The 12,732-nt window shown below is 73.2% G+C and carries 8 protein-coding genes and 1 pseudogene; 2 read left to right on the top strand and 7 right to left on the bottom strand.

The window, feature by feature from the left end:
- Position 1 precedes the first annotated feature (1 nt).
- Entirely contained in the window at positions 2 to 1,864 is a 1,863-nt protein-coding gene (lepA, locus tag IE182_RS14275; protein ID WP_190110159.1) for a translation elongation factor 4, read from the bottom strand.
- 210 nt (positions 1,865 to 2,074) lie between these two features.
- On the opposite strand from lepA, the gene rpsT reads away from it, so the two are divergent.
- On the top strand, positions 2,075 to 2,341 hold the full coding sequence (gene rpsT / locus IE182_RS14270) for a 30S ribosomal protein S20 (RefSeq protein WP_190065185.1): 267 nt from the start codon (positions 2,075 to 2,077) through the stop codon (positions 2,339 to 2,341).
- Positions 2,342 to 2,649: 308 nt separating this feature from the next.
- Here the strand turns inward: rpsT and holA are convergent, their stop codons facing one another.
- Entirely contained in the window at positions 2,650 to 3,636 is a 987-nt protein-coding gene (gene holA / locus IE182_RS14265; protein ID WP_190110158.1) for a DNA polymerase III subunit delta, read from the bottom strand.
- Positions 3,637 to 3,690: 54 nt separating this feature from the next.
- Here holA and IE182_RS32050 point away from each other — a divergent pair, with 54 nt between their 5' ends.
- The gene (locus IE182_RS32050; protein WP_229844825.1) at positions 3,691 to 3,984 is read left to right on the top strand and encodes a hypothetical protein; all 294 of its coding nucleotides are present in this window, start codon (positions 3,691 to 3,693) and stop codon (positions 3,982 to 3,984) included.
- Between the two features lie 257 nt (positions 3,985 to 4,241).
- On the opposite strand, the pseudogene IE182_RS14260 reads toward IE182_RS32050, so the two are convergent.
- The 5 genes and pseudogenes from IE182_RS14260 to leuS all read right to left on the bottom strand — a co-directional run.
- Positions 4,242 to 6,665: pseudogene (locus IE182_RS14260) on the bottom strand (ComEC/Rec2 family competence protein); the annotation flags it as partial.
- Positions 6,662 to 7,621, bottom strand: a complete 960-nt coding sequence (locus tag IE182_RS14255) for a ComEA family DNA-binding protein (protein WP_190110157.1) — start codon at positions 7,619 to 7,621, stop codon at positions 6,662 to 6,664. The pseudogene IE182_RS14260 and the gene IE182_RS14255, both read right to left, overlap by 4 nt.
- A 126-nt stretch (positions 7,622 to 7,747) precedes the next feature.
- Positions 7,748 to 8,593 (bottom strand): DegV family protein, encoded by an 846-nt coding sequence (locus IE182_RS14250; protein WP_190110156.1) that lies wholly within the window; start codon positions 8,591 to 8,593, stop codon positions 7,748 to 7,750.
- Between the two features lie 69 nt (positions 8,594 to 8,662).
- Positions 8,663 to 9,433, bottom strand: coding sequence for a hypothetical protein (locus IE182_RS14245; protein WP_190110155.1), 771 nt, complete (start codon positions 9,431 to 9,433; stop codon positions 8,663 to 8,665).
- Positions 9,434 to 9,608: 175 nt separating this feature from the next.
- Positions 9,609 to 12,458 (bottom strand): leucine--tRNA ligase, encoded by a 2,850-nt coding sequence (leuS, locus tag IE182_RS14240; RefSeq protein ID WP_190110154.1) that lies wholly within the window; start codon positions 12,456 to 12,458, stop codon positions 9,609 to 9,611.
- Between the last annotated feature and the right edge of the window lie 274 nt (positions 12,459 to 12,732).

Genomic DNA, 12,732 nt, shown 5'->3' with positions numbered 1-12,732 from the left:
GCTACTTCTTGCCCTTCTCGCCACCCTCGTCGCTGGACAGCACCGCGATGAAGGCCTCCTGCGGGACCTCCACGCTGCCGACCATCTTCATCCGCTTCTTGCCTTCCTTCTGCTTCTCCAGCAGCTTCCGCTTACGGGAGATGTCACCGCCGTAGCACTTGGCGAGGACGTCCTTGCGGATGGCGCGGACGGTCTCGCGGGCGATGACCCGGGAGCCGATGGCGGCCTGGATCGGCACCTCGAAGTTCTGCCGCGGGATCAGCTCGCGCAGCTTGGCGACGAGGCGGACGCCGTACGCGTACGCCTTGTCCTTGTGCGTGATCGCGGAGAAGGCGTCGACCTTGTCGCCGTGCAGCAGGATGTCGACCTTGACCAGGTCGGCGGTCTGCTCGCCGGTGGGCTCGTAGTCGAGGGAGGCGTAGCCGCGGGTCTTGGACTTCAGCTGGTCGAAGAAGTCGAAGACGATCTCTGCCAGGGGCAGGGTGTAGCGCAGCTCGACCCGGTCCTCGGAGAGGTAGTCCATGCCCAGCATCGTGCCGCGGCGGGACTGGCAGAGCTCCATGATCGCGCCGACGAACTCGGTGGGCGCGAGGACGGTCGCCTTGACGACCGGCTCGTGCACCTCGGCGATCTTGCCCTCGGGGAACTCGCTCGGGTTGGTGACGACGTGCTCGGCGCCGTCCTCCATCCGCACGTTGTAGACCACGTTGGGCGCGGTGGCGATGAGGTCGAGGCCGAACTCGCGCTCCAGCCGCTCGCGGACCACGTCCAGGTGGAGCAGGCCGAGGAAGCCGACGCGGAAGCCGAAGCCGAGGGCGGCGGAGGTCTCCGGCTCGTAGACGAGCGCGGCGTCGTTGAGCTGGAGCTTGTCGAGGGCCTCGCGCAGCTCCGGGTAGTCCGAGCCGTCCAGCGGGTACAGGCCCGAGAACACCATCGGCTTGGGGTCCTTGTAGCCGCCCAGCGCCTCGGTGGCGCCGTTCTGCTGGGAGGTGATCGTGTCACCGACCTTGGACTGCCGCACGTCCTTCACGCCGGTGATGATGTAGCCCACCTCGCCGACGCCGAGGCCGTCGGCGGGCGTCATCTCGGGCGAGGAGACACCGATCTCCAGCAGCTCGTGGGTGGCGCCGGTCGACATCATCTTGATGCGCTCGCGCTTCTTGAGCTCACCGTCGACGACACGGACGTAGGTGACCACGCCGCGGTAGGAGTCATAGACCGAGTCGAAGATCATCGCGCGGGCCGGGGCGTCCTTGACGCCGACCGGGGCCGGGACCTGGGCGACGACCTTGTCGAGCAGCTCGTCGACGCCGACGCCGGTCTTCGCGGAGACCCGGAGCACGTCCTCGGGCTCGCAGCCGACGAGGTTCGCCAGCTCGGCGGCGAACTTCTCCGGCTGGGCGGCCGGGAGGTCGATCTTGTTGAGGACCGGGATGATCGTGAGGTCGTTCTCCATCGCCAGGTAGAGGTTGGCGAGGGTCTGGGCCTCGATGCCCTGGGCGGCGTCCACGAGGAGGATGCAGCCCTCGCACGCGGCCAGGGAGCGCGAGACCTCGTAGGTGAAGTCGACGTGGCCCGGCGTGTCGATCATGTTGAGGATGTGGGTGTTGCCCTTGTCCTCGGTGGGCGCCCAGGGGAGACGGACGGCCTGGGACTTGATCGTGATGCCGCGCTCGCGCTCGATGTCCATCCGGTCGAGGTACTGCGCGCGCATCTGCCGCTGGTCGACCACGCCGGTCAGCTGGAGCATCCGGTCGGCGAGCGTCGACTTGCCATGGTCGATGTGCGCGATGATGCAGAAGTTACGGATCAGAGCCGGGTCGGTACGGCTCGGCTCCGGCACGTTGGTAGGGGTCGCGGGCACGCAGGATCCATTCGGTGACTTCGGCGTTTGAACGCTGGTCTCGGCGGGAGTCGGGTATGACGACTCCACCATGGTCCCATGAGCGGCGGGCACCGTCCGGTTTGGGACGCCGTCGGGCCTCCTGGTAGCCTGGTCCACTGTGCCTGTCGTGCCCTCTCTCACGACTCCCGGCACTCATCGAAATCCAACGAACCTGAAAAGGCTCTTTTCGTGGCGAACATCAAGTCCCAGATGAAGCGGATCAAGACCAACGAGAAGGCGCGCCTGCGTAACAAGGCCGTCAAGTCCTCGGTCAAGACCGCCGTCCGTGCGGCCCGCGAGGCCATCGTCGCCGGTGACGCCGAGAAGGCCACCGCCGCCGTCGCCTTCGCCGGCAAGAAGCTCGACAAGGCCGCCAGCAAGGGTGTCCTGCACAAGAACGCCGCCGCCAACAAGAAGTCGGCGCTGGCCAAGCAGGTTGCCGCCCTCAAGGGCTGAAGCCTTTCCGGGGCGTGAGCCCCGGCCCCCTCGCCGGTAACGGATCCAGCGGCCCCTCTACCGCTCCGGACCGGCACCCCGCCGCCCCCGGTCGTTCGCCACGCGGGTGCGGCACGAGCCCCTCCGGGGCTCACCAGAACGCTCCAGAGGCCCCGTGCCCGCCCTTCCCCAGGGCAGACACGGGGCCTCTGGCGTTTTTCCTTTGCCTGAAGGCAAGAGGTGGGCCCGTAGGGGCGTTCTCCTTCTCCTACGAGAAGGAGAACGCCCCTACGGGCCGTCGGCTACGGAAAACGCCTGGGGAACGCGGCTCAGCCGCGGCTGCGGGCGGCGCGGGCCACGGCGACGACGGCCTTCTCCAAGGCGTACTCGGGGTCGTCGCCCCCGCCCTTGACGCCGGCGTCGGCCTCGGCGATGGCCGTGAGCGCCACGGCCACCCCGTCGGCCGACCAGCCGCGCATCTGCTGCCGCACCCGGTCGATCTTCCACGGCGGCATGCCGAGCTCCCGGGCGAGATCGCCCGGCCGGGCGCCGCGCGGGGCCGAGGCGAGCTTGCCGATGGAGCGCACGCCCTGGGCCAGGGCGCTGGTGATCAGCACGGGGGCCACTCCGGTGGACATGGCCCAGCGCAGCGCCTCCAGGGCCTCTGCCGCCCGGCCCTCCACGGCACGGTCGGCGACCGTGAAGCTGGACGCCTCGGCGCGGCCCGTGTAGTAGCGGGCCACGACGGATTCGTCGATGGTGCCCTCGACGTCGGCGACGAGCTGTGTGCAGGCGCTCGCCAGCTCGCGCAGGTCGCTGCCGATGGCGTCGACCAGGGCCTGGCACGCCTCGGGGGTCGCCGAGCGCCCGGTCGCCCGGAACTCCGACCGCACGAACGCCAGCCGGTCGGCCGGCTTGGTCATCTTGGGGCAGGCGACCTCGCGGGCCCCCGCCTTGCGGGCCGCGTCCAGCAGTCCCTTGCCCTTGGCGCCGCCGGCGTGCAGCAGGACGAGTGTGATCTCCTCGGCGGGGGCTCCGAGGTAGCCCTTGACGTCCTTGATCGTGTCCGCGGACAGGTCCTGGGCGTTCCGGACGATCACGACCTTGCGTTCGGCGAACAGCGACGGGCTCGTCAGCTCGGCGAGCGTGCCGGGCTGGAGCGCGTCGGAGGTGAGGTCACGGACGTCGGTGTCGGCGTCGGCCGCACGGGCCGCCGCCACCACCTCCTGCACGGCGCGGTCGAGGAGGAGATCCTCCTGACCCACGGCGAGCGTGACGGGGGCGAGCAGGTCGTCGGTTGCAGTCTTCCTGGCCATCGCCCCCAGCATCCCATGCGCCCATGACACTCCCCTCGCAACGACCGTCGGGGCATGCCGCACAATGAGCGGGTGAGCAGCGCTTTCTCCTTCTCCGGTACTTCCGAACCCGTACGGCACCTGCTGGTGCTCCCCGACCGCGACGCCGCCGGCGAGGCCGCCGACGAGGCCGGCGAGCGCTTCGGCCTCGACGAGGAGCCCCAGATCGTCCGCGAGGCCCTCGCCGGCGAGGACGACGCCGAGGACGCCCAGTGGCTGGTGGTCCTGGAGGACCCGAACGGCGACCTGGACGTCGCCGCCCTGCGCGAACTGGCCGAGGAGTACGACGGCTGGGTCGAAACCACCTGACCCTTCCCGGGGGCCACGCCCTCCGGGCGGCCGCGGGGCCGCCACCTTGCCCACCACCGGCCGGCCACGGCACTCCCGGCGGCCGGTGGCGGCCGCGGGCCCGAGCTCCGGCCACGACCTCCGACCCGGCCTCCCCGGGGCCGCGGGGCCGAGACCCCGTCCCGCCCTGCACGGCCCGGGCGCACCGGCCCGCCTGGGCGTCTCCCCGGTCCTGCGCGACCGGCCCGTCCTCCGCGGCGACGGTGCGCGGGAGTCGGGCTGCGGCCCGGTGTGACGGCCGTTGCCGTGGCGGTCACCGCGATCGGCCCGTCCGTGTCGGTACGCAGCACGACGGCGCCCTCGGCCCTCAGTGCCGTGAGCGTGCGGGCGGCCGGGTGGCCGTAGGGGTTGCCGGCGCCGGCCGAGACGACGGCCAGGCGGGGGCGCAGGACGTGCAGCAGCCGCGGGTCCTGGTGGGCGGAGCCGTGGTGGGCGACCTTGAGGACGTCCACCGGGGGAAGGTCCTGGTGGGTCTCCCACAGCTCCTGCTGGGCCGGCGGTTCGAGGTCGCCGAGCAGGGCGAGCGTGAGGCCGGCGGTGCGGACGAGGAGGGCGACGCTGGCGTCGTTGGGCCCGTCCTCGGCCACGGCCGACTCTCCCGCGGGCGGCGGCCACAGCACCTCCCAGGACAACTCCCCGATCCGCCGCCGCTCCCCCGGCACAGCCTCGACGACCGGCACGCGTGCCCGTCCCGCCTCGTGCCGCACGAACGCGGCCCGGCCCGCCGGCTCGGCGAACCCCGTCGTCTCGATCACCCCGACCGCCCGCCCGCGCAGCACGCCGGGCAGGCCGTCGACGTGGTCGGCGTGGAAGTGACTCAGCAGCAGGAGCGGTACGCGCTCGACGCCCAGATCCCGCAGGCAGCGGTCGACCGCGCGCGGCTCGGGGCCGGCGTCCACGACCACGGCGGTCCGCGGACCGGCGGCCAGGACCAGGGCGTCCCCTTGGCCGACGTCGCACGCCACCAGCCGCCACCCGGGCGGCGGCCAGCCCGTGACGAACCGCGTCAGCGGTGCGGGGCGCACGAGCGCCAGCAGCAGGAGCACCGCGCATCCGGCACAGGCCCAGGGGCGGCGCACCAAGGGCCGGGCGGCGAGGACGGCGGCGCCCATGACCGCGGCCAGCAGCAGCCCGCCCCGCCAGCTCCCCGGCCAGTCGAAGCCCGCCCCGGGCAGCCCCGCACCCGAACGGGCCACCGTCGCCGTCCACGCGGCGGGCCAGCCGGCCAGCCAGGCGAGGCCCTTGGCCAGCGGCAGCGCCACGGGGGCGACGGCCAGGGCGGCGAAGCCCAGGACGGTGGCGGGTGCCACGGCCGGCTCCGCAAGGAGGTTGCACGGCACCGCCACCAGGCTCACCCGGGCCGCCAGCACGACGATCACCGGCGCACACACCGCCTGCGCCGCGCCCGCCGCCGCCAGGGCCTCCGCCACGCGCGGCGGCACTCCCCGCCGTCGCAGCGCCGCGCTCCAGCGCGGCGCCAGGGTCAGCAGGGCCCCGGTGGCGAGGACCGAGAGCAGGAAGCCGTAACTCCGCGCCAGCCACGGGTCGTAGAGCACCAGCAGCAGGACGGCCGCCGCGAGGGCGGGCAGCAGACTGCGGCGGCGGCCCGTCCCGATGGCCAGCAGTGTGATCAGGCCGCACGCGGCGGCCCGCAGCACGCTCGGCTCGGGCCGGCACACCAGCACGAACCCCAGCGCCAGCCCGCCGCCGAGCACCGCCGTCAGCCGCAGCGGGATGCCCAGCCGGGCGGCCGGCCCGCGCCGCTCGGCACGTGCGGCGAGGTGCGGCGGCCCGAGGAGGAGGACGAGCAGCACGGCGAGGTTTCCCCCCGACACCGCCAGAAGGTGCGTCATGTCGGTGCCCCGGAACGCCTCGTCCAGATCCGGGGGCACCCGGGAGGTGTCGCCCACGACGAGCCCCGGCAGCAGCGCCCGGGCGTCCGGTGCCAGCCCGTCCGTGGCGGCCCGCAGGCCCTCCCGCAGGCGGCCCGCCGCGCGCTGGAGGGACGAGGGCCCGCCGAGGACCTCGGGCGGGCCCTGTCCGCTGACGCGCAGCACGGCCGCCAAGCGCTCCCCGGCCCGCACCGGCGGCGCGAGCTTGCCCTCCACCCTCAGCCGGGTGGACGGCAGCAGCTCCCGCCAGGACTGATGGGCCACCAGCAGCACGGGCGTGCGCACCCCGACCGCCCCGCCCGGGGCGACGAGCCGGGTGGCCTCCGCCTCCACGACCACCGCGGGCGCGGCGCGGGCCGGCCCGTGCACCCGGGGCCGCGTGGCCCGCGGATCGCCGGTGACCGTCACCTCGACGCTCACCTGCTCGTGGCGGCGCGCCAGCTCGGCCAGCGGCCCCCGGCGCACCTCCGCTCCCGCCAGGGCGCCGGCCGCCCCGCCGGCGGCGGCGCAGAGCAACACCGTCGCCACCGCGCCCACCGCCCCGCGCCGCACGACGGCCGACAGGAGGCAGGCCGTCGCCACGGCCGCCGTGCACGCGAGCGCCACGCAGGCACCGTCCGCCGTCAGTGCCGTCGCCGCCGCTGCCCAGGCGGCGAGCGCGGGTGCGGCCAGCCGGAGGTCGGCCCCGCCCGGCCGGCGCCCCTCCGTCACCGCCCCGGCCGCGGCTGCGGACGGGCCGCCCGGCCTCATGGCTGGACCAGGGGCTTGAGGTCGGTGAAGCGCCGGGCGCCGATGCCGTTGACCTTGCGGAGGTCGGCGACGGAACGGAAGCCGCCGTGCCGGGTGCGGTAGTCGAGGATGTGCTGGGCGAGGACCGGGCCGACGCCCGGCAGGCCGTCCAGCTGCTCCAGCGTGGCGGAATTGAGGCTGACGGGCCCGCCCGGCGCCTTCCCCGCGTTCGGCGCGCCCAGGACGCCGGGGCCGCCCAACCCGCCGGAACCACCAGGGCCACCAGAGCCACCAGAGCCACCAGAGCCACCAGAGCCACCGGAACCAGCGTTCCCGCCCGGCACCCCCGGGCCGCCGGCGGCCCCGCCCGTGCCACCGCCCGCCACTCCCACCAGGATCTGTTCGCCGTCGCTGAGCACCCTCGCCCGGTTCAGGCCGGCCGTATCGACGCCCGGACGGACTCCCCCGGCCGCCGCCAGCGCGTCGGCGACCCGTGACCCCGGTGGCAGCTGCTGGATGCCGGGGTGCAGCACCTTGCCCGCCACGTCCACCACCACCCCCCGCGCGCCCGCCCCGGCCAAGGCCGTCGCGTCAGGAGCCGGGGCCGGTCCCTGACCGGTACCCGGAGGCGGCGCCGCTCTCGCGGCCGCCGGCCGGTCCGCCGCCGGGGCCATCGCCGCCGGTCCTTCGCGCACCGGGGCCCGCACCGTCTGCGGCCGCCCGGCCCAGAAGTGGTACCCGGCCAGAACGACCGCCGCCACCAGCACCACGGCGAGCGCGGCCAACGTCTTCGGCTCGATGCCGCACCGCAGTTGGACCCAGACCGGCAGCCGCTCCCGCACCGCACTCCACCAACGGCCGTAGACGGGCACGGCGTTGAGCTCCGGGGACGACGACGCCCTGGCCCGCAGCGAGCCGAAGTCCTCGGCGAGCGACCGGGCACCGGCGGCATGCACAGCGTGTGATCGAGAAGTCATGAGCGCGACCGTAGCCGCGTTCGCCGCCCCGTGGGATGGGGGCTCAATTCCGGTGGATATCCCGGCAGTTGTGGATAAGACCGTCACCCTCAGGAGCAACAGATGGTCACCGCTGACCCTGCCCCCCTACCGCGCGGAGACCACCGCGCCCAGCAATCCCGGCCCCGTGTGCGCCCCGATGACCGCCCCGACCTCGCTCACGTACAGCCCCACCAGCCCCGGCACCCGTTCGCGAAGCCGGTCGGCGAGCAGACCGGCCCGGTCGGGGGCGGCCAGGTGGTGGACCGCGATGTCGACGGGCGCCGCGCCCGCCCGCTCCACGGCGAGCTCCTCCAGGCGCGCGATCGCCTTGGACGACGTGCGGACCTTCTCCCGCAGCTCGATGCGGCCCTCCTCCAGCTGCAGGAGGGGTTTGACGGCGAGCGCCGAGCCCAGCAGCGCCTGTGCCGTGCCGATGCGGCCGCCCCGCCGCAGGTAGTCGAGGGTGTCGACGTAGAAGTAGGCCGCCGTGCCCTGGGCGCGCTTCTCGGCGGCGGCCACCACCTCGTCCAGCGTGCCGCCGGTCGCCGCCGTCTCCGCGGCGGCCAGCGCGCAGAAGCCCAGGGCCATGGCGACCATGCCCGTGTCCACGACCCGCACCGGCACGGGTGCCTCCCGGGCGGCGAGCACGGCGGCGTCGTAGGTGCCGGAGAGCTCGGCGGACAGGTGCAGGGAGACGATGCCCCGGGCTCCGGCCGCGGCGGCGGCGCGGTAGGCCGCGGCGAAGACCTCGGGGCCGGGCCGGGAGGTGGTCACCGGCTTGCGCTTCTGCAGGGCCTGGGCGACCGACCGGGCCGAAATCCCGGTGCCTTCCTCCAGCGCCTCGTCACCCAGGACGACCGTCAGCGGTACGGCCGTGATCCGGTGCCGCTCCATCTCCTGCGGCGGCAGGTAGGCCGTTGAATCGGTGAGGATCGCGACATGACGGGACATGCACCGGAGGGTACCCGCCCGGCCGTGCCCACGGCAGGCCGAGCTGCACCTACCCGTCCGACCCGGCCCTCACGCGGTGCTTTCCGGCCGCTCGGCCTTCTGCCAGGAGTACCCTGCCTGCCACCGCTTGTCCCGGCCGCTGAGCGCGGGCCGCTCCCGCTCCCCGGCAGCCGCCGCACCGGCCCCCGCCGTGGCCGCCCCCGCGGAGGAAGCGGCTGCAGAGGAAGCGGCCGTGGAAGAGGCGGCAGCGGAGGGCGTGGCCGCGGGGCCCGCCGGCTTGGACGTCACCTCCGGCTCGTCCTCCCAGTGCCGCAGGGCCCCGGACTCCATGCGGATCTGCTCGCTGAGGACCGCCAGGTCGTCGTCCGCGAACTGCCGCGCCCGGTCCTGCGCGGCCCATCGCAGCGAATCCGCCGAGTGCGTCACGCGCTCCACGCGCTCCCGCAGCTCCGGCAGGCGCGCGGCCACCCGGCCCTTGTCGGGCTCGGTCTCCAGCTTGCGCAGGTCGTCGTCGAGCTCGTGGCCGTGCGCGCTGAGCCGCTCGAAGAGGGCCAGGGACTCCGACAGGGACGGGTCGTCCGCGAGGCCGGCCTGCAGCACGTCCTGGGTGGCGCGCATCGACGTGCGCAGGGAGAGCCGCAGCTGCGCGACCTCGCCCGCCGCACCCGGCTGGACGTACTGCCGGGCCTTGAGCCGCGTGTCCTCGACCGTGCGCCGCGCCTGGGTGACCGTACGGTCCACACCGCGCTTGACCGCCCGCACCGCCCTGACCGCGGCGATGACCGCGAACGCGACGAGGATCGCAAAGATCACGGCGAAGATCGCGGCGGCGGCTTCCATATGCGCTCCTCCACAGGGCTCGACCGGCCCGGCACGTCGACGGCAGGGTCCGTCCCCACCCCTCCACCGTAAACGCAACGGGCAGGTTGGGGGTTCCGGAAGAACCCCCAACCTGCCCGTAGGGACAAACCCCTAGACCCTGCGCACGAGCGTGCGCAGGGCGTCACGCACGGCGTTACGCGGGGACGATGTTCACCAGCTTCGGCGCCCGCACGATCACCTTGCGGATGCCGGCGCCGCCCAGCGCCGCGACGACCGCCGGGTCGCCCAGGGCGACCTTCTCCAGCTCCTCGTCGGAGATCGACGGGGCGACCTCCAGACGGGCCTTGACCTTGCCCTTGATCTGGACGACGCAGGTCACGGTCTCGTCGACCAGGTACGCCGGGTCGGCGACGGGGAAGTCGCGGTGGACGACCGAGTCGGTGTGGCCCAGCTTGCGCCACAGTTCCTCGGCGATGTGCGGGGCCAGCGGGGCGACCAGCAGCACCAGCTGCTCGGCCACGGTCCGCGGGACCTCGCTGAGCTTGGTGACGAAGTTGTTCAGCTCCGTCACCTTGGCGATGGCGGTGTTGAAGCGCAGGTTCGCCATGTCCTGGCCGATGCCGTCGATGGCCTTGTGCAGGGCGCGCAGCGTCGCCTCGTCGGGCCCGGCGTCGACGACCGTGACCTCGCCGGTGTTCTCGTCGACCACGTTGCGCCACAGACGCTGCAGCAGGCGGTACTGGCCGACGACCGCGCGCGTGTCCCAGGGGCGGGAGACGTCCAGCGGGCCCATCGCCATCTCGTACAGGCGCAGCGTGTCGGCACCGTACTCGGCGCAGATCTCGTCCGGCGTGACGGCGTTCTTCAGGGACTTGCCCATCTTGCCGAGCAGCCGGCTGACCTTCTCGCCCTGGTAGTAGTACGCGCCGTCGCGCTCCTCCACCTCGGCGGCCGGGACGGCGATGCCGCGGCTGTCGCGGTAGACGTACGCCTGGATCATGCCCTGGTTGTAGAGCTTGTGGAACGGCTCGGCCGAGGAGATGTGACCCAGGTCGAAGAGGATCTTGGACCAGAAGCGGGCGTACAGCAGGTGCAGCACGGCGTGCTCGGCACCGCCGACGTACAGGTCGACGCCGCCGTGCGGCTGGCCCTCGCGCGGGCCCATCCAGTACTGCTCCGCGTCGGCCGAGACCAGGCGCTCGCCGTTGTGCGGGTCCAGGTAACGCAGCTCGTACCAGCAGGAACCGGCCCAGTTGGGCATGGTGTTGGTCTCGCGGCGGTACGTCTTCGGGCCGTCGCCGAGGTCCAGCTCCACGTTGACCCAGTCCTCGTTGCGGGACAGCGGGGTCTCCGGGGAGGTGTCCGCGTCGTCCGGCTCGAAGGTGCGCGGCGAGTAGTCCTCGACCTCGGGCAGCTCCAGCGGGAGCATCGACTCCGGCAGCGGGTGGGCGACGCCGTCCTCGTCGTAGACGATCGGGAAGGGCTCGCCCCAGTAGCGCTGGCGGCTGAACAGCCAGTCGCGCAGGCGGAAGTTGACGGTGCCCTCGCCGATGCCGCGCTCGCTCAGGTGGGCGATGACGGTGCGCTTGGCCTCGTCGACCTGCATGCCGTTGAGGTCGATCTCGTCGTTGGCGGAGTTGATCGCCGGGCCCTGGCCGCCGTACGCCTCGCCCTCCCAGCCCTCGGGCGGCTGGACGGTGCGGACGATGGGCAGGTCGAAGGCGGTGGCGAACTCCCAGTCGCGCTCGTCCTGGCCCGGGACGGCCATGATCGCGCCGGTGCCGTAGCCCATCAGCACGTAGTCGGCGACGAAGACGGGGACGCGCTCGCCGGTCAGCGGGTTGAGGGCGTACGCGCCGGTGAAGACGCCGGTCTTGTCCTTGCCCTCGGTCTGGCGCTCGACGTCGGTCTTGGACTGCGCCTGCTTGCGGTAGGCGGCGATCGCCTCGGCCGGGGTGGACGCGCCGCCGGTCCAGATGTCCTTGGTGCCCTCGGGCCACTCGGCGGGGACGATGGAGTCGATCAGGTCGTGCTCGGGGGCCAGCACCATGTAGGTGGCGCCGAACAGGGTGTCGGGACGCGTGGTGAAGACCGTGACCTTCGCCTCGGCGCCGTCCGCCACCGCGAAGTCGACGCGGGCGCCCTCGCTGCGGCCGATCCAGTTGCGCTGCTGCAGCTTGATGGCCTCGGGCCAGTCCAGCGCGTCCAGGTCGTCGATCAGGCGGTCCGCGTAGGCGGTGATCCGCATGTTCCACTGGCGCAGCTTGGACTTGAAGACGGGGAAGTTGCCGCGCTCGGAGCGGCCGTCGGAGGTGACCTCCTCGTTGGCCAGCACCGTGCCCAGGCCGGGGCACCAGTTGACGGGCGCGTCGGAGGCGTACGCCAGGCGGTAGGTGCCCAGGACGTCGGAGCGCTCGGCGGCGCTCAGCTCGCTCCACGCGCGCGTGCCGGGAACCTCGCGCCGTCCGCTCTCGAACTCCTCGACCAGCTCACTGATCGGCCGGGCCTTCTGGGCGTCCGCGTCGTACCAGGAGTTGAAGATCTGCAGGAAGATCCACTGCGTCCACTTGTAGTACTCCGGGTCGATCGTCGCGAACGACCGGCGCTTGTCGTGGCCCAGACCCAGGCGGCGCAGCTGGGCCTTCATGTTGTCCATGTTGGCCTCGGTGGACACCCGGGGGTGGGTGCCGGTCTGCACCGCGTACTGCTCGGCGGGCAGGCCGAAGGCGTCGAAGCCGAGGGTGTGCAGGACGTTGTGGCCCGTCATGCGGTGGTAGCGCGCGTAGACGTCGGTGGCGATGTAGCCGAGCGGGTGGCCGACGTGCAGGCCCGCACCCGAGGGGTACGGGAACATGTCCATGATGAACTTCTTGGGCCGGGCGACGACGTCCGGGTCGCCCGCCAGGTCGCCGCTGGGGTTGGGCGCGTCGTACGTGCCGTCCGCGTCCCAGAAGTCCTGCCAGCGCGCCTCGATGTCAGCGGCCAGCGCGGCCGTGTAGCGGTGCGGGGCAGCCACCTCGGCGGCGGTGGGGGTCTCGCTCATCGTCCTCAAAGCTCCATCGATCGTCGTCTCTGCCTGCGCTGCAAATGAAAAAGCCCCTCGCACAGGAGGGGACGCCGCGCCGATGCCGACCGGAAGTCACCGGTCGGTGCTGATCAGCGCGGCTCGCTAAGCAGGAGGCGTACGGCACGCATGGGGTCAGGTTACCGCAGCGGCGTAAGGGCCCGCACCGGGACAAGGGCCCTGCAGACGTTAGCAGCGGCGCGCCGCCGCCCACCGGGGTTGCGCGAAGCGGGTCTGCGGCCGCGGCCGGCTG

Source organism: Streptomyces cinnamoneus (assembly GCF_014650495.1).
Classification (GTDB): Bacteria; Actinomycetota; Actinomycetes; order Streptomycetales; family Streptomycetaceae; genus Streptomyces; species Streptomyces cinnamoneus.
Note: the sequence above shows the minus strand (reverse complement) of the source record. Positions and strands in the feature narration are given on the sequence as shown.

Coding starts and splice junctions, on each gene's coding strand:
- holA (WP_190110158.1), bottom strand. CDS start 3,636: ATGGCCAGGAAGACTGCAACCGACGACCTGCTCGCCCCCGTCACGCTC.
- IE182_RS14250 (WP_190110156.1), bottom strand. CDS start 8,593: ATGTCCCGTCATGTCGCGATCCTCACCGATTCAACGGCCTACCTGCCG.
- IE182_RS14255 (WP_190110157.1), bottom strand. CDS start 7,621: ATGACTTCTCGATCACACGCTGTGCATGCCGCCGGTGCCCGGTCGCTC.
- IE182_RS14245 (WP_190110155.1), bottom strand. CDS start 9,433: ATGGAAGCCGCCGCCGCGATCTTCGCCGTGATCTTTGCGATCCTCGTC.
- leuS (WP_190110154.1), bottom strand. CDS start 12,458: ATGAGCGAGACCCCCACCGCCGCCGAGGTGGCTGCCCCGCACCGCTAC.
- IE182_RS32050 (WP_229844825.1), top strand. CDS start 3,691: ATGCCGCACAATGAGCGGGTGAGCAGCGCTTTCTCCTTCTCCGGTACT.